This is a genomic window from Brevundimonas lenta (assembly GCF_014196335.1).
Lineage (GTDB): Bacteria > Pseudomonadota > Alphaproteobacteria > Caulobacterales > Caulobacteraceae > Brevundimonas > Brevundimonas lenta.
Map to the genome: position 1 here is coordinate 418,184 of NZ_JACIDM010000003.1, position 17,212 is coordinate 435,395.

Sequence of the window (17,212 nt, forward strand, 5' to 3'; positions counted from 1 at the left end):
GTGGGCGGCGACGCCGCGCCGCGCCCGGAAAACCGCGTCCTCATTCCCACCCACGGCCGCCAGCCCGAACGCCCGCCGTCGTCCCTCATCTGGGACTTCGCCGGCGAGACCATGGGCACGACCTGGTCCGCGCGCCTTGTGCCGCCGCCGGGGCAGGACCGCGAAGCCTTCCAGGACGCGATCCAGGCCGAACTCGACCGCATCATCAGCCTTTTCAGCCACTGGGACCCCCGCTCGGAACTGGCGCGCTTCAACGCCGCCCCGACCGGCTTCTGGGCGGTTTCAGAACCCTTCTGGAACCTCCTGAACGACGCCCTCGACCTCGCCGACCAGACCAATGGCGCGGTCGATCCGACGCTCGGCGCGACCGTCGACCTGTGGGGCTTCGGACCGCCCGGACCGCGCCCGATGAACAGTTTCGGCACCGGCCCCAACCTGCCGTTCGAGGAAGAAATCGAGGCGACGCGCGACCTCACCGGCTGGCTCAACCTGCGCCTCAACCGCGACGCCCGCGCCGTGCAGCAGCCGGGCGGCATGAAGCTGGATCTGTCCGGCATCGCCAAGGGCCACGCCGTCGACCGCGTCTCGGATCGCCTGACCGCCATGGGCGCGACCCATCATCTGGTCGAGATCGGCGGCGAGCTGCGCGGCCGGGGCGTCAAGCCCGACGCCCATCCCTGGTGGGTCGAGCTGCAGCAGGCGCCCGGCGCGCCGGCGCCCCGCACCGTCGCCGCCCTGTTCGACCTCGCCGTCGCCACCTCGGGCGACTGGGTGCGCAACTACGAGGTCTACGGCCAGACCTACAGCCATACGATCAGCGGACGAACCGGCCGCCCGATCGACAACGGCGTCGCCTCGGTCACGGTCCTGGCCGACACCGCCATGTACGCCGACGCCATGGCCACCGCCCTGACCGTCATGGGCCCGCAGAACGGCCCCGCCTTCGCCGAACAGGTCAAACTGGCCGCCGCCTTCGTCATCCGCGGCGAGGACGGCATGACCGAAGTCCTGAGCACCGCCTTCCGCGCCATGATGGACGAGGGCGCGTGACCCACGATCCCGTCCGGCTGCTCTGGGCCGCGATCGCGGTCGGCCTCTGGCTGCTCAGCGTCCTCGCCGTCGTCGCCCTGCGGGCCCGCGCCCGTCGGGCCGCCGCCGCCAAGGCCGAGGCGCTCGCGCCGCCCGCCGGCGCCGACGCCGTCCTCGTCGCCTTCGCCAGCCAGACCGGCCTGGCGGAAGAACTGGCCTGGATGACCGCGAAAAGCCTGTCGGACGCCGGCACGCCTGCCCGCGTCGCCCTGCTCGGCGACCTCGAACCCGCCGAACTGAAGGCCGCCGAACGCGTCCTGATCATCGCCTCCACCACCGGCGAGGGCGATCCGCCCGACAGCATGTCGTGGTTCGTCCGCCAGGCCATGAAGGCCCCCGCTGACCTGACCGGCCTGTCCTACGGCCTGCTGGCGCTCGGCGACCATTCCTACGCCGACTTCTGCGGCTTCGGCCGGGCGCTGGACGGGTGGCTGTTGCGTTCGGGCGCCGAGCCCCTGTTCGACCGGGTCGAGGTCGACAACGGCGACGCCGGCGCCGTCCGTCATTGGCAGCACCAGCTGGGCCTCATCACCGGCTCCACCGTCCAGGCCGACTGGACCCCGCCCGCCTATGACCGCTGGCGTCTGGTCGAGCGCGCCCACCTGAATCCGGACAGCCCCGGCGGTGCGGCTTACCTCCTGGCCTTCGAGGGCGTCGATCACCGGCCGCACTGGGTCGCCGGCGACATCGCCGAGATCGGCCTGCCCGCCCGCGACGGCGAGGCGGCGCCCGGCGCCCGCGAATATTCGGTCGCCTCCCTGCCCGCTTCGGGCCGCGCCGAGTTCATCGTTCGCCGGATGACCCGCCCCGACGGCTCGCCCGGCCTCGCCTCGGGCTGGCTCACGGGCGAACTGCCCATCGGCGGGTCTGTCGACATGCGCGTCCGCACCAACCGCAGCTTCCACGGTCCGGACGCTGCGACGCCCCTGATCCTGATCGGCAACGGCACCGGTCTCGCGGGCCTGATCGCCCACCTCCGGGCCCGCGCCGGCCAGCCGCACGGCGGCGCCTGGCTCATGTTCGGCGAGCGCACCCGCGCCCATGACGCCTTCCTCGATGATGAGTTGCAGGCGGCCCAGGCGTCCGGCCTGCTGACCCGCCTCGACCGCGTCTTCTCACGCGACGCCGGCGACGGCCGTTACGTCCAGACCCTGATCGGAGAGCACGCCGACGCCCTGCGCGTCTGGCTGGACCGGGGCGCCGCGATCATGGTCTGCGGCAGCCTGGAAGGCATGTCGAAGGGCGTGCACGAGGCGCTGGAAGCCGTGCTGGGCGCCGACCGTCTGATCGAACTGACCGAGACCGGCCGCTACCGCCGCGACGTCTACTAAACCAGCGATTTGAACATCACATAGGCGTCGACATAGTCGCCGTTCGGCCGCTGGAACGCGCCCGGCAGCGTCCCGGCGATGTGGAAGCCCTCGCCTTGCCAGGCCTTCACGGCCCGCGTGTTGGTCGAGATCACGATGTTGAACTGCAGCGCCCGGAACCCCCGCTCGCGCCCCCGCTCCTGCGTATGCCGGCACAGCGCCCGGGCGATGCCCCGCCCCGCCGCTTTCGGCGAAACGACATAGCCGCAGTTGCCGACGTGACTGCCCGGCCCCGGCTGGTTCGGCCGCAGGAAGCTGGAACCGACGACCTCGCCGTCGATCACCGCCACGCTCACCTCGTGCGCGGGCGCCATCCAGTAGGCTTTCGCCTGATCAGACGTCGTCGCCCGATCCAGCGTCAGCGTCTCGCCCTCGCGGATCGCTGGCTCCATCGCCGCCCAGATGGCGGGCCAGTCGGCGTCGGTCGCGGGGCGGATATCCATGCCAGGCCCTGTCTCACAGGCGGCCAGGCGGCACAACTCAGACCTCGGCCCAGCGCCTCAGCAGGTTGTGATAGACGGCGGTCAGCTCCAGCACCGCGGCGTCCTTCGGGCCCTTGTCGGCATTGACCCGCTGGATGGCCACGTCCAGCCGGAACAGGGTTTCGCGATCGGCGTCGTCGCGCACCAGCGACTGCAGCCAGAAGAAGCTTCCGACCCGCGCGCCGCGCGTCACGGGCGTCACCCGGTGCAGGCTCTTGGACGGATACAGCACCAGATCCCCGGCCGGCAGCTTCACCGACTGCGGCCCGTACATCTCCTCGATGATCAGTTCGCCGCCGTCGTACTCGTCGGGCTCGGACAGGAAGAGCGTCGCCGACAGGTCGCTGCGGATGCGGGTCTGGCCTCGCTGACGAATGGCGTTGTCGACATGGACGTCGAAATGCTCGCCGCCCTCATAGCGATTGAACAGCGGCGGAAAGATCGTGTGCGGCAGGGCCGCCGACACAAACATCGGATTGGCGTTCAACGCCTGATGCACCAGCGCCCCGATCTCGCGCGCCTCGACCGAGTCCTCGGGCAGCTGCCGGTTGACCTTGGCGGTGGCCGACTGGTGGCCCGAGGTCATGTTGCCATCGGCCCAGGGGCCCGCATCCAATCGCGCCCTAAGGGTCGCGACCTCGTCCTTGGTGAAGACGCCCGGGATGTGCAGCAGCATGTCGTTCCTCCGGCAGGCCGGACCGCGCGAACGCGGCCCGGCCCTGGAGCCTGGTCGGTTGAGGTGGAATCGCTTCGCGATTCCACCGATGCCGTGAATCAGGCTCCCACTGATCTGGAGCGAAATCTGGGTCTTGCCAGGCTGCACCCGGCAAGACCGATTTCGCTTCGGGGATTCAGTAGCGCAGATTCAGCGACAGGATAGCCTGGCGGCCCGGCGCGACATCGGCGTGGTGCACGCCGTTGGTCCGGATGATGTACTGCTCGTCGGCGACGTTCTGGACGTTCAGCTGCAGGCTCGCGGTCTCGTTGATGTCGTACGAGGCGAACAGATCGACCCGCGTCCACGACGGCGCATAGATCCGGTTGGCGCCGCCACCGGCCCCGCCCTGGTTCCCGCCGAAGCTCTTCGACTGGTAGTAGACGCCGCCGCCCAGGCTCAGTTGCGGCATCACCCGGTAGGTCGAGAAGATGCTGAGCGAGTGCTCGGGCGTATTGGCCAGCGGGTCGCCGACGTTGATGTTGTTGTAGGCGCCCTCGACCAGCTCGGAATGCATCCAGGTGTAGCCGCCGAACACCTGCCACTGGCGGGTGATGTTGCCGGACACGCCCAGTTCGACGCCATTGACCTCGGCCTTGCCGGCCTGCTCGAACACGCCCGCCGACACCTGGATGGCCGCGTTTTCACGCACCAGCCAGAAGGCCGCGCCCGACAGCGCCAGACGGTCGCCGAACAGATTGGCCTTGGCCCCGACTTCCCAACTGGTGGTTTCTTCCGGTTCCAGCACGGTGTCGATCAGGTTGCCGGTGCCCGTGCCGCCGCTGGTGTTCTGGTCGCCGGCCGAGATGGTCGGGGGCGTCGAGGAGGTGGCGTAGGAGGCGTAGAGGCTCGAATCCTCGGTCGGTTTGAACACCAGACCGACCTGGTAGTTGACGAAGTCCCATTCGCGGCGCGGCACTTCCGCGAAGCCCGGGACCGGCGCGGTCTGCGGATTGATCGTCCAGATGCCGTTCGCCTGGGTCGCGGTCGCGGTCATCCCGTCGACGGCGTAGTCATCCCAACGCAGACCCAGGTTCAGTATCCACTGGTCGGACAGGGTGATGCTGTCCAGCGCGTACAGGCCGATGCTCTCGGTCGTGTTGCGGCTGGTCGGACCACGGTTGATCACGCCGGTCCACGGATCGTTCGGGGTTGGCGCATAGACGCGTGTGCAATCACCGGCGCCCAGGGTCGCGATCGTCGCCGCCGGGATGGTGAAGCCCGCAGGGCAAGCCGCGCCGGAGGTGGTGTAGGTCGAATAGGTGGCGTTGAGGTTCTTCTCGCGGCTCAGTTCCATGCCCGCATTGAAGTCGTGGCGGATCGAACCGGTCCGGAAATGGCCCACCAGGTCGGTGACGTTGGCGATGGTCGTAACGGGGTTCCAGCGCGTCTTGGTCCCGCGCTTCATCCACCACTCGCCGGCCACGAACTGGGCGTTACCGCCGTCGCCGGGGTTGGTGACGATGTAGTCGTTCAGCGTCTCGGACCAGCGCGAGACGTTGCGGATCGTCAGGTTCTCGTTGAAGTCATGCGAGAAGTCGAAGGTGAAGGCGTCGACCGTATTCGTCAGGTAGTCGCGCGCCGACAGACCGTAGAAGCTGTCGCGCGGCACATCCAGGATGCCGCTGGAGTTACGGGGCGCGGTCGCTCCGCCCAGCTTGGTGTACAGGGGGATCCCGTAGTCGGGCATCTGGTTGGACTCCAGATGGTAGTAGCTGAACTTGCCGGACGTCGGCGTGTCGAGACCGGCCGCGACCGACAGCCCCAGACCCCAGCGGTCGAAATCGACCGCGTCCCGGCCCGGGATGTCGCCCGTTCCGCCCATCAGGTTCAGGCGCAGGCCGGCGTTCTCGCCGAGGCTCCAGTTCTGGTCGATCGTGCCGCGCAGGTACGAGTCCGTGCCGGCGCCCAGGCTGAAGCGGGTGAAGTCGGTCAGCACCGGCGTCTTGGAGGCCAGGTTGATGCTGCCGCCGCCCGAGCCGCGACCCGAATAGACGGCGTCCGGCCCCTTAACGACCTCGACCTGCTCGAGGTTGAATACCTCGCGCTGCTGGCCGCCGGTGTCGCGGATGCCGTCGACGAAGATGTTGTTGCCCGAGGCCTGGCCGCGGATGAAGGGCCGGTCGGCCAGCGGCTGGCCGCCCTCGCCTGCGCCGAAGGTGATGCCCGGCGAGGTGCGCAGGATGTCCTGCAGCGAGGTGGCCGCCGTCTGCTCGATGATCTGCTGCGGGATGATGGTGACCGAGCGCGGCGTGTCGACCAGCGGCGCGACGAAGCTCGGCGACTGCGGCTCGCGCTCGGTCGGCTGTCCCGTCACCGTGATGGTGCCCAGCGTTGTGGCGTCCTGCGGGCCGGTCTCCGGTCCGTTGTCACCCGCCAGCGCGGGCGAAGCCATCAGCATGCCGGCGGCGCTGGAGGCGAACAGGAGGGTGCGAAGCGTGTCGGCTTTGCTGGTCATGGGGGGACAGTCCAGGCAAGTGGGTGAGAATGCGATCCGTTCGCAATATCACCTTTGCCATTGGCCGCAAGCGCTTTTGCGACACATTCTCACGGCTTTTCGCCCAGGTGTGGCCTTCAGGCCGCCGCCACTTCCTTCATCGACACCGCCCGGTCGGCCAACTTTTCAGCGTCCACAGGCGTATTCCGCGTGATCATCATGCGGCCGGCCATGAACTCGGCGGGCGCGTTCACCGCCTCGACGCAGACGATCCGGTCTCCCGCCAGATGGAAGACCGCGAAGGTCCCCGCGGCCACATCGCCCCTCACCACCTGCCGGTCGGCATCGTCGGGCAGTCCCGCGATCTGAAGCTTCAGGTCGTACTGATCGGACCAGAACCAGGGCGCCTCGGCCGCCGGCGCCGGACGGCCCACGATCGCCGCCGCAACCTGCTTGGCCTGTTCCAGGGCGTTCGGCACGCTCTCCAGCCGGTGCATCGTCCCGCCGTGCACCGGCACCGGCCGGAAGGTCATGTCGCCGATCGCATAGATCGCCGGATCGGAGGTGCGCCCGCTCGCATCGACCACCACGCCGTTCGCGCACTCCAGCCCCGCCGCCCGCGCCAGCCCGTCGGTCGCCGTGGCCCCGACGCCGACCAGCACCGCATCCGCCTCGACCAGCCGGCCATCGGCCAGCCGCACGCCGGCGTCCTCGAACGCGGTCACCTCGGCCGAGGTCAGGATCTCCACGCCCTGCTCGCGGTGCCAGGCGGTGAAGAACTCGGACAGCACCGGCGACGCCACGCGCGCCAGCACCCGGTCCATCCGCTCGACGACCACCGCCTCCGCCCCCAGCGCCCGCGCCGACGCCGCCGCCTCCAGTCCGACATAGCCGCCGCCGACCACCGCCAGCTTGCGGCCCGGCCCCAGCGCGGCCTTCAGCTTCTCGGCGTCCGCCAGCGTCCGCAGCTCCAGCAGGTCGGGACGATCCGCGCCCGGTAAGGCCAGCTTGCGTGCGCTCGACCCGGTCGCCAACACCAGCACGTCCCAGCTCTCAACCGTTCCGTCGGCGAAGGTCGCCGTTCGCGCCGCCGGGTCGATCGCCGTCGCCGTCACGCCCGTACGCAGCTCGATGTCATGCTCGACGTAGAAGCTCTCGGGGCGCAGCAGCAGCGCCTCCAGATCCGCCTCGCCCTTCAGCCAGGCCTTGGACAGCGGCGGCCGCTGGTACGGGGCGGCAGGCTCCGCGCCGGCCAGCACGATCGGCCCTTCATGGCCGTACTGGCGCAGCAACGCCGCCGCCGTTCCGCCCGCGTGTCCCGCGCCGATGATCAGAACCTTCGTCATGTTTCGCAAGTAGGGCCAAGCCGCCCTTTCCGCCAAGACCCGTATGGAGCAACCAGCGTGACCATTGCTCAATCCAGGGTGTCATGCGAACCTGTTAATCGGGGAATACGGGGACCGGGACTATGAAGATCAAAGTCATTTTCGCCGCCGTCTGCGCGATGCTGACCGCCACGACCGCGGCGCACGCCCAGGACACGACGGCCACCGCCACCTACGGCGAAATCACCCTGAACGCAGGCTTCACGCCCGACCCCTACACCGTCGAGGTGACCGCGGGCGGCACCATCGACGCCGCCAACATCGGCGCGCCCTGCACCGGCTCCATCGCCCGGGCTCCCGACTTCCAGGTCACCTACAACGCCGGCTCGCTCCCCTTCTACATCTTCGTCAACTCGTCCTCGGACACCACCCTGGTGGTCAACGGCCCCGACGGTCTCTGGTACTGCGACGACGACTCCAACGGCGGCTCCAACCCGCAGGTCACCTTCAACAACCCGCGCTCCGGGACCTACGACATCTGGGTCGGCACCTATGGCGGCGGCACCAGCCAGTCCGTGCTGCACATCTCGGAACTGTCGACCGAGAACCGTGTCCCCGCCTCCAACTCGGCCATGCCCGACACCAATCTGCGCGCCACCTACGGCGAAGTCTCGTTGCGCGCCGGCTTCACCCCGGATCCGCACCGGGTCTCGCTGATGGCGGGCGGCAATATCCCGGCCGGCAACGTCGCCTCGGGCTGCACCGGCTCGATCGCCCGCGCCCCGGACTACCAGATCGAATATTCCGCCGGCGCCCTGCCGCTCTCGATCCGCACCCAGTCGTCCAGCGACACCACCCTGGTGGTCAACGGTCCTGACGGCCTCTGGTACTGCGACGACGACAGCGCCGGCGCCTCCAACGCCCAGGTCTATTTCTCCAAGCCCTCGCCTGGCGTCTATGACATCTGGGTCGGCACCTACAGCGGCGGCACCACGGCCGCGGCCCTGCTGATCACCGAGACCGAGTAAGGCCCGACCGCGGCCCGTTTCGCCGCCGGGAACCCGCGCGGTGCGGCGGGGATTTTGACCTGCATCCGCCGCCGCCTCCTGCCTGAGCCGTAACTTGGTGTTTCAGGCCGGGGTCGATGTGTTGGCTATGCGGGCGGAAGCGGCCAAAGACCCTTCATCAAGACGGGTTCAACGAGCGAAGGAGCGCGAATGGCGGCCCTGGTGCTGTTCGGCGGCGGCGGCGATCTCGCCATGCGGATGCTTCTGCCTTCGCTCTATTTTCTCGAGCACGACGGCCTCCTGCCGGACGGCCTGAAGATCATCGGCGCCGCGCGCTCCGATGAGACCCGCGACGAATACGTCGCCAAGGTCCGCGCCTCGGTCGAGGGCAAGGCGAAGGCCGACGACGCCTGGTCCGAAGAGGCCTGGGCCCGCATGGACGCCCGCCTCGACTACCTGCCCGTCGACGCCACCAGCGCCGATAGCCTCAAGCCGCTCAAGGACAAGGTCGGCGACGGCGGCGTGACCTCGTTCCTCGCCGTCTCGCCCTCGCTGTACGGCCGCATCGTCACCGCCCTGAAGGACGCAGGCATGGCCGGGCCGAAGGACCGCGTGGTGCTGGAGAAGCCCGTCGGCCGCGACCTGAAGACCTTCCTTGAGATCGACGACGCCGTCGCCCACGCCTTCCGCGAGAACCAGGTCTTCCGCATCGACCACTACCTCGGCAAGGAGACGGTCCAGAACCTGATCGCCCTGCGCTTCGGCAACACCATCTTCGAGCCGCTCTGGAACAACCTGTCGATCGACCACGTCCAGATCACCGTCGGCGAGACCGTCGGCGTCGGCGACCGCTGGCCCTACTACGACGAGTACGGCGCGCTGCGGGACATGCTGCAGAACCACATGCTGCAGCTCCTCTGCCTCGTGGCCATGGAGCCGCCGTCCGACCTCGATCCGGACTCGGTCCGCAACGAGAAGGTCAAGGTGCTCCGCTCGCTCCGCCCCATCACCCATGAGGAGGCCGAGCGCGTCACCGTCCGCGGCCAGTACGTCGCCGGGACCAGCGAAGGAAAGCCGGCGAAAGGCTACGAGGAAGAGCGCGGCCAGCCGTCGGACACCGAAACCTTCGTCGCCATCCGCGCCGACATCGACAACTGGCGCTGGGCCGGCGTGCCCTTCTTCATGCGCACCGGCAAACGCCTGCCCGAGAAGCGCACCGAGATCGTCATCCAGTTCAAGCCGGTACCGCACTCGATCTTCGACCGCGACGACACGGGCGAGGTCCAGGCCAACCGCCTCGTCATCGAGCTGCAGCCCGAGGAAGACATCTCACTGTCGGTGATGAACAAGCGCCCGGGCCTCGACCAGCGCATGCAGTTGCAGCCGATCAAGATGAGCCTGTCCTGGGGCCAGAACGACCGCCGCGCCAAGCCGCCACGCCGCCGCATCGCCTATGAGCGCCTTCTGCTGGACGCCCTGCACGGCGACTCCACCCTGTTCGTCCGCCGCGACGAGGCCGAACAGGCCTGGAAATGGGTCGACGAGGTCTCCGAGGCCTGGGCCGACGGCGAGATCAAGCCGCAGGAATACGTCGCCGGGACCTGGGGCCCCGACGCCGCCGACATGCTGATGGCCCGCACCGGCCGCGAATGGAATTCGGGCGATGCCTGAGATCGACATCCTCCCCGACGGCGACGCCTGGGCCGAGGCCTGCGCCGCGCGTCTGATCGCCGCCCTGTCGGATGCCGTCGCCGAAACCGGCAAGGCGATCTTCGCCGGCTCGGGCGGCTCGACCCCGTCGCCGATCTACGCCCGCATGGCCGCCGCCGACCTCGACTGGCCGAAAGTCGCCGTCACCCTGATCGACGAGCGCTATGTGGACGAGTCCTCCCCGGACTCGAACGGCGCCCTCATCAAGCGCACCCTCATGAAGGGTCCGGCGTCTGCCGCCCGCTTCGTGCCGCTGTTCCATCCGTCGGTCACCGTCGACCGCGCCGCCGCCGTCGCCGCCCATGCCCTGGCCGCTGAGGGCCCGCGACTGGACGCCGTCCTTCTCGGCATGGGGGAGGATGGCCATATCTGCTCCATGTTCCCCGAAAGCCCGACGCTGAAGACCCTGCTCTCCCCGACCCTGCCGCCGACCGTCCTCGGCGTCCCCGCCGGTCGCGACGACATGGCCCCCTCGATGGAGCGCATCTCCATCAACCTGCCCTACCTGATGGGCGCCGGCCGCGTGGTCCTGGCCCTGACCGGCAAGCAGAAGCGGGCCGTGTTCGAGCGCGAGGCTGCGGGCGACCCGGCGATCCAACCCATCGCCGCCCTGATCGCGAGCAACGTCCCGCTGGAAGTCGTGTGGACGGAGAAGGCCTGATGACGAAGCTGAACCCCATCGTCGCCGAGGTCACCGCCCGCATCGTCGAGCGCTCGAAGGCGACCCGCGCCGACTACCTGCGCCGCATGGACGCCGCCCGCGACAGCGGCGTCGGTCGCGCCAAGCTCAGCTGCGCCAACTGGGCCCACGCCTTCGCCGGCGCCCCGGTGAAGGACAAGCTGACCGCCATGGGCGGCCAACAGCCCAACGTCGGCGTGGTCACCGCCTACAACGACATGCTCTCGGCCCACCAGCCGTTCGAGCGCTTCCCGGACATCGTCCGCGCCGCCGTGCGTGAGGTCGACGCGACCGCCCAGGTCGCCGGGGCCACGCCCGCCATGTGCGACGGCGTCACCCAGGGTCGTCCGGGCATGGAGCTGTCGCTGTTCAGCCGCGATCTCATCGCCATGTCGACCGGCATCGCCCTGACCCACGACGCCTTCGACGCGGCCCTGTGCCTCGGCGTCTGCGACAAGATCGTGCCCGGCCTGTTCATGGGCTCGCTGGCCTTCGGCCACCTGCCGGTCGTCTTCGCCCCGGCCGGCCCCATGCCCTCGGGCATCCCGAACGCCGAAAAGGCCCGCGTCCGCGCCCTCTACGCCCAGGGCCAGGTCGACCGCCAGACGCTGCTGGAAAGCGAGATCGGAAGCTACCACTCGCCCGGCACCTGCACCTTCTACGGCACCGCCAACTCCAACCAGATGATGATGGAGATCGTCGGCCTGCACCTGCCGTCGACCGCCTTCGTCCATCCGGAGACCGGCCTGCGCGACGCCCTCACCGCCGCGGCGGCGAAGCGGGCCGTCGAACTGGCCCGCACCGGCCAGGGCCGCATGGCCGACGTCATCGACGAGAAGTCGGTGGTCAACATGATCGTCGCCCTGCTGGCCACCGGCGGTTCGACCAACCACGCCATCCACCTGGTCGCCATGGCCCGCTCGGCCGGCGTCCTGATCGACTGGACCGACATGGACCAGCTCAGCTCGGCGACCCCGCTGCTGGCCCGCGTCTATCCCAACGGCTCGGCCGACGTGAACGCCTTCCAGGCCGCCGGCGGCGTCGCCTTCGTCACCCGTGAGCTGGCTGAGGCCGGCCACATCCACACCGACGTCCAGACCGTCATGGGCCGCGGCATCCACCACTACTTCCAGGAGCCCGCCCTCATCGACGGCGAGCTGGTCTGGCAGGACGGCGTCCGCGAAAGCCTCGACCTCGACATCCTCCGCCCCGCCTCGGATCCCTTCCAGAAGGACGGCGGCCTGCGCCTCGTCCAGGGCGACCTCGGCCGGGCCGTCATCAAGGTCTCGGCGGTCAAACCCGAGAACCGCATCGTCGAGGCCCCCGCCGCGGTCTTCGAATCCCAGGAAGACGCCCTCCAGGCCTTCAAGGACGGCCTGTTGAACCGCGACGTCGTCGTGGTCCTCCGCTTCCAGGGCCCCAGGGCCAACGGCATGCCCGAGCTTCACAGCCTGTCGCCCGCCCTCAGCGTGCTCCAGGACAAGGGCTACAAGGTCGCCTTCGTCACCGACGGCCGCATGTCGGGCGCCTCGGGCAAGACGCCCGCCGCCATCCACGTCAGCCCCGAGGCCCTCGCCGGCGGTCCGCTGGCCCATGTCCGGGACGGCGACATCATCCGCCTGGACGCCGAAGCCGGCGTGCTGACCACCATCGGCGTGGAGGACCTGTGGGAGCGCCCCGCCGCGCACCGCTCCGACGCCCACGCCAGCGGCTCGGCCTGGGGCTATGGCCGCGAACTGTTCGGCGCCTTCCGCCATGCGGTGTCGACCGCCGAGGAAGGCGCCTCCGTCTGCTTCGAGGCCCGCACCCATCGTCAGTCCAGCATCGACACGCCGCCGGACCCGAACTTCGTCGACCGCACGGTGGACGCCTGATGCCGCCTCTCCGGGAGATCACCCAATGACCGACAAGACCTTGCTGGTCGGCGACGTCGGCGGCACCAACGCCCGCTTCGCCATCGCCCGCATGATCCAGGGCCGGCCGGTGCTGGAGCATCACGAGAGCTTCAAGGGCGCGGACTATCCGACCTTCCTCGAGGGCGTGAAGGCCTTCATCGACGGCTGCGAGGTCAAACCCTCCGGCGGTGTCATCGCCGTGGCCGGACCGGTCACGGACGGGGCCATCGACCTGACCAACTCGCCCTGGCGCGTGTCCGAGAGCGAACTTCAGACCCTGGGCCTCAACCCCGTCCGCCTGATCAACGATTTCGAGGCCCTTGCCTGGGGCGCGCCCGTCGTTCCGGCCAACGAGCTGGCTTCGCTGGGCGGCCCGGAAGAGGGCGAGCCCGCCAGCGCCATCGCCGTGCTCGGCCCGGGCACCGGCTTCGGCGTCTCGGCCCTCGCCCGCGACATCCACGGCAACGAGATCGCCATGCCGTCCGAGGGCGGTCACGCCTGTTTCGCCCCCGGCGACGCGGTCGAGGACGAGATTCTGCGCATCCTCCGCCGCCGTTACGACCGCGTCTCCATCGAGCGCCTGATCTGCGGCCCCGGCCTGCTGAACATGCACCGCGCCCTCGCCGAGATCGAAGGCCGTGAAACTCACATCGATGACCCGGCCGAGATCACGAAGGAAGCGCTCGAGAACCCGCGCAGCCACTGCGGCCACACCCTGGCCCGTTTCTGCGCCATCCTCGGCGCCGTGGCCGGCGACATCGCCCTGACCACCGGCGCGCGCGGCGGCGTCTATATCGCGGGGGGCATCGCCCCCCGCATCCTGCCCTTCCTGCAGGCCAGCCCCTTCCGCGAGCGGTTCGAGCGCAAGGGGCGCTTCATGGACTACATGAAGGCCATTCCGACGCATGTGATCCTGCACAAACACGCCGCCCTGCTCGGCGCCGCCCGCGTCGCCTTCGCGGAAGCCGGTTGATAGACAAGAGAATTCACGCCGCGCTCACAGCGGCGTGAACCTTCCGGCATCGGCGGCGTTCATCAGTCCCCAATCACGCAGAAGGGACTGTTCCATGCGTAAACTGATCATCGCCTCCGCCGCCATCTTCGCCGTCGCCGGCCTCGCCGCCTGCGGTGAAAGCGCCGCCGACAAGTCGGCCGAACAACAAGCCGACGCCCTGGAAGCCCAGGCCGCCGCCACGCCGAACGAAGCCGAAGAAAAGGCCCTCAACGAGAAGGCCGACATGATCGAACAACAAGCCGGCAACGCTGACGGCGGCATGACCACCGCCAACACGCCGAACACCTCGCCGTCGAGCGAAGCCGCTCCGGCCCACTAAGCCACGACCGCACCTTCAGAAGTGCAGAGGCCCCCGCCGCATCGCGACGGGGGCCTCGTCATGTCCGGCGTCCGGCTAGATCAGTCGACGCAGATGGTCGCCTCGGCCTTGCCGTCCTCGACCGTCGTGTAGCAACCGAACCGGCTGCTGTCGGCGTGGCACTGGCCGACCGCGGTCGTCCCCGCCGCCGGCGCGCCGGCGACATCGCCGATCCGGCAATCGCCCAGGCAGTCGTCGCCGTCCGTGCAGCGCTTGCCCGCGTCGGCATAGGCGATCACGCAGCGCTCGGTCTGCATCCGTCCCTGCGGCAGCATCTTGCCGCCCTGGGCCGCGCACGCCGTCGCGTCCGTGCCGCCCGCCGCGCTGGCCGAGGATTGCTGCGGCGCGGGCGCCGGAACCTGGGCGTCGCTCGCCGGCATCGGCTGACAGGCCGCCAGAGCGGTCGCGACAAGAAGAAGCATCAGTGAGCGCATGGCGGTGATCCCGTATGTTCAGTCATCTGTAAGGACGCCGTCGCCGGCGTCCCGCCTTACTCCACGCGTCCCTTTTCGAACCCGGTCCAGACGTCGTCGTAGTCCAGCTGCATCGTCGGACTGGTTTGCGCCCATTCCGTGGTCCGGATCGGCATCCGCGTCTCGAACATGAAGGCCAGGGTGTTTTCGATCTTCACCGGCTTCAGATCGGCCGCGACGGCCTTGTCATAGGACGCCTGATCCGGCCCGTGCCCGCTCATGCAGTTGTGCAGCGACGCGCCGCCCGGCGCGAAACCGCCCTCCTTGGCGTCATACTCGCCGGTCACCAGCCCCATGAACTCGCTCATGACGTTCCGGTGGAACCACGGCGGGCGGAAGGTGTCCTCGGCCACCATCCAGCGCGGCGGGAAGATCACGAAGTCGGCGTTGGCCGTCCCCGGCGTGTCCGACGGGCTGGTCAGCACCGTGAAGATCGACGGGTCCGGATGGTCGAAACTGACGGTCCCGATCGTATTGAACTTCGCCGTATCGTATTTGTACGGCGCGTTGTTGCCGTGCCAGGCGACCACGTCCAGCGGGCTGTGATCGAAGGTCGTGGTGTACAGCCGCCCGCCGAATTTCTGCACGCACTCGGTCGGCCGATCCACGTCCTCGAACGCCGCCACGGGCGTTTCGAAATCGCGGGGATTGGCCAGGCCGTTCGAGCCGATCGGGCCCAGGTCCGGCAGCCGGAACGCCGCGCCGTAGTTCTCGCAGACATAGCCGCGCACCGGCCCGGACACCTCGACCCGGAACCGCACCCCACGCGGGATCACCACGATCTCGCCGGGCCGCGCATCGATCCGTCCCATCTCCGTGACGAACGCCTGCTCACCCTGCTGCGGCACGATCAGCAGCTCGCCGTCGGCGCAGTAGAAGACCCGGTCCGTCATCGACCGGTTGGCCGCATACAGGTGGATACCGGTGCCGAGACCGGCCTCCGGATCGCCGTTGCCGCCATAGGTCACCAGCCCCTCGACCCAGTCGGTCGGCGCGGTCGGCATGGGCAGCGGGTCCCAGCGCATCCGGTTCGGGCTCGGCGGCGCCTCATGGAACGGTCCCGACCGCACCAGACCCTGCGAAAACGGGCGATAGGCCGGGTGCTGCGCCGAAGGCCTCAGCCGGTACAGCCACGAGCGACGGTTCTCGCTCCGCGGCGCGGTGAAGGCCGTCCCGGACAGCTGCTCGGCGTACAGCCCCATCGGCGTCCGCTGCGGCGAATTCCGCCCTTCGGGCAGCGCCCCCGCGACCGCCTCGGTCGCGAAGTGATTGCCGAAGCCCGGCATGTACTGGGGCGCGTTGGCTCGCGTCATATGTGTATCTCCCGTGCGGGAGGTTTAGGGCGCCCGCGCGCTCAGGTCACCCCGGCTGACCCGCGCTCAGGGCCGCACCAACCGGAAATCACCCGCCCGTTCGCCGGCCTCCAGCCGCCAGCCGGGATTCAACGTCAGCGTCCAGCCCGGACCGTCGCGTGCCTCCGCGCCCGAAGGCGCCGCCACCGCCACGGCGCCGTAGTTGGGATCGATCAGCGCCCCGTCGCTGACCTCCAGCACCCCCCAGGCGTCCACCACCCGCAGGGTCGGATAGACCGTTCCTGCGCCGGGCAGCGGCGTCACCCCGCCCGGATTGAACGCCATCTGCATGCTGACCAGCGGCAGGACCAGCCGCGGCCCGTCCACCAGCTTCGACCGCCACGCCGACTCGATCGCCCGACGCGCCGCCGCCGTCGCCGATTCCTCCGTCCGGATCGTCGCCGCGTCGTACCGGGCCTCCGCCGCCGCGATGTCGCCCGTGGGCTCGACCTGCAGCGCCTCGCCGAGCATCCGGCCCAGATCGGAGTCTACATTCAGTTCGCCGCGCCACGCCGGCCGGGCATCGTCCAGCAACAGGCCGTACGCCGGGCCTGACGCATAGGCGAAGCTGCGCGCGAACGACGTCCCCCCGTCCGCCCGGGTGAGGGCCGCGATCACGCTCGCCCGCGGATCCCGGCGGCCCAGTCTGACGCCCGTGTACTCCGCCAGGCCCTCGTTCAGCTCCAGCTGACGCTCTTCGTCATCGGCGCCCCGCCGCTTGCTGCGAAATGCGAGCGCATCGGCCACGGCCCGCTGCCGGTCCTCCGGCGCGTCGGCGGCCAGGGCCGCCGCCAGCGCCCGCCACTCCAGCCGCATCAGCACCCGGCCCTCCTCGGTCGCCAGATGCGCCGGCGCGGGCGAAGCGGCGGACAGCCCCAGCCGCGCCTGAACCCCGTGCCAGCTCTCATGCGCGATCAGCGCATCCCTATCCTCGGCATCCCCGGGCAGCGGCGTCATCAGCATCGCCCACCGCACCCCGTCCCAGTCCAGGGCCGTGTTGGCGATATTGATCTCCGTCGGCAGGACGCCGGTAAACACATCGCCGTCCGGCTTCAGCGCGTCGCTCGCGCCTGCACGAGTGGCGTACAGCGTCCGCGTCGCGGGATCGACCAGCAGGATGGGCCCGCACAGATCGACGCCCCACAGGGCGCCGCCGTCGGCCTCGCAGACCATCCGCGCCCGGGCGAACGTCTCCGCCGGCGTCTGGGCCTGGGCCGCCCCCGCAACGGCGAGCAGTCCGGCGATCAGCAGGGTCATGCGCATGCGGTATCCTCCCGCCGCCATATCCCGATCTTGTTGTGACGC

Annotated in this window: 15 protein-coding genes; 8 read left to right on the forward strand and 7 right to left on the reverse strand. The window is 69.6% G+C overall.

Features of this window, described 5'->3' with window-relative positions; translation table 11 throughout:
* Both GGR12_RS15185 and GGR12_RS15190 read left to right on the forward strand, forming a co-directional pair.
* Positions 1-1,050: an FAD:protein FMN transferase gene (locus GGR12_RS15185; protein WP_343053286.1), complete on the forward strand. Its 1,050-nt coding sequence runs from the start codon at positions 1-3 to the stop codon at positions 1,048-1,050.
* Positions 1,047-2,420, forward strand: a complete 1,374-nt coding sequence (locus GGR12_RS15190) for a flavodoxin domain-containing protein (protein WP_183205419.1) — start codon at positions 1,047-1,049, stop codon at positions 2,418-2,420. The genes GGR12_RS15185 and GGR12_RS15190 overlap by 4 nt, the downstream gene beginning before the upstream one ends.
* Here GGR12_RS15190 and GGR12_RS15195 read toward each other — a convergent pair.
* From GGR12_RS15195 to GGR12_RS15210, 4 genes are all read right to left on the reverse strand, one after another.
* The gene (locus tag GGR12_RS15195; RefSeq protein ID WP_183205421.1) at positions 2,417-2,902 is read right to left on the reverse strand and encodes a GNAT family N-acetyltransferase; all 486 of its coding nucleotides are present in this window, start codon (positions 2,900-2,902) and stop codon (positions 2,417-2,419) included. The two genes, GGR12_RS15190 and GGR12_RS15195, sit on opposite strands and share 4 nt — an antisense overlap.
* 37 nt (positions 2,903-2,939) lie before the next feature.
* Complete coding sequence (locus GGR12_RS15200) at positions 2,940-3,617, reverse strand: Fe2+-dependent dioxygenase (RefSeq protein ID WP_183205423.1); 678 nt, start codon at positions 3,615-3,617, stop codon at positions 2,940-2,942.
* A 175-nt stretch (positions 3,618-3,792) separates the two neighbouring features.
* Entirely contained in the window at positions 3,793-6,114 is a 2,322-nt protein-coding gene (locus GGR12_RS15205; protein WP_183205425.1) for a TonB-dependent receptor, read from the reverse strand.
* Between the two features lie 116 nt (positions 6,115-6,230).
* Complete coding sequence (locus GGR12_RS15210; protein WP_183205427.1) at positions 6,231-7,439, reverse strand: NAD(P)/FAD-dependent oxidoreductase; 1,209 nt, start codon at positions 7,437-7,439, stop codon at positions 6,231-6,233.
* A gap of 122 nt (positions 7,440-7,561) precedes the next feature.
* Here GGR12_RS15210 and GGR12_RS16465 point away from each other — a divergent pair, with 122 nt between their 5' ends.
* The 6 genes from GGR12_RS16465 (at position 7,562) to GGR12_RS15240 (ending at position 14,043) form a co-directional block, all read left to right on the forward strand.
* Entirely contained in the window at positions 7,562-8,446 is an 885-nt protein-coding gene (locus GGR12_RS16465) for a peptidase (protein WP_221212410.1), read from the forward strand.
* A 189-nt stretch (positions 8,447-8,635) separates the two neighbouring features.
* The gene (gene zwf, locus GGR12_RS15220; protein WP_183205429.1) at positions 8,636-10,096 is read left to right on the forward strand and encodes a glucose-6-phosphate dehydrogenase; all 1,461 of its coding nucleotides are present in this window, start codon (positions 8,636-8,638) and stop codon (positions 10,094-10,096) included.
* On the forward strand, positions 10,089-10,796 hold the full coding sequence (gene pgl / locus GGR12_RS15225) for a 6-phosphogluconolactonase (RefSeq protein ID WP_183205431.1): 708 nt from the start codon (positions 10,089-10,091) through the stop codon (positions 10,794-10,796). Before zwf ends, pgl begins: the two co-directional genes overlap by 8 nt.
* Entirely contained in the window at positions 10,796-12,688 is a 1,893-nt protein-coding gene (edd, locus tag GGR12_RS15230) for a phosphogluconate dehydratase (protein ID WP_183205433.1), read from the forward strand. The genes pgl and edd overlap by 1 nt, the downstream gene beginning before the upstream one ends.
* A gap of 25 nt (positions 12,689-12,713) precedes the next feature.
* Positions 12,714-13,682, forward strand: coding sequence for a glucokinase (gene glk, locus GGR12_RS15235; protein ID WP_183205435.1), 969 nt, complete (start codon positions 12,714-12,716; stop codon positions 13,680-13,682).
* Between the two features lie 94 nt (positions 13,683-13,776).
* Positions 13,777-14,043 (forward strand): hypothetical protein, encoded by a 267-nt coding sequence (locus tag GGR12_RS15240; RefSeq protein ID WP_183205437.1) that lies wholly within the window; start codon positions 13,777-13,779, stop codon positions 14,041-14,043.
* 80 nt (positions 14,044-14,123) lie between these two features.
* Here GGR12_RS15240 and GGR12_RS15245 read toward each other — a convergent pair whose 3' ends face one another.
* The 3 genes from GGR12_RS15245 to GGR12_RS15255 all read right to left on the reverse strand — a co-directional run bounded on the left by GGR12_RS15245 (position 14,124) and on the right by GGR12_RS15255 (position 17,170).
* A complete protein-coding gene (locus GGR12_RS15245) occupies positions 14,124-14,504 on the reverse strand; it encodes a hypothetical protein (protein ID WP_246328951.1) in 381 nt (126 codons plus the stop codon).
* 68 nt (positions 14,505-14,572) lie between these two features.
* The gene (gene hmgA / locus GGR12_RS15250) at positions 14,573-15,868 is read right to left on the reverse strand and encodes a homogentisate 1,2-dioxygenase (protein WP_183205439.1); all 1,296 of its coding nucleotides are present in this window, start codon (positions 15,866-15,868) and stop codon (positions 14,573-14,575) included.
* Between the two features lie 66 nt (positions 15,869-15,934).
* Positions 15,935-17,170, reverse strand: coding sequence for a hypothetical protein (locus tag GGR12_RS15255; protein WP_221212412.1), 1,236 nt, complete (start codon positions 17,168-17,170; stop codon positions 15,935-15,937).
* Positions 17,171-17,212 lie beyond the last annotated feature (42 nt).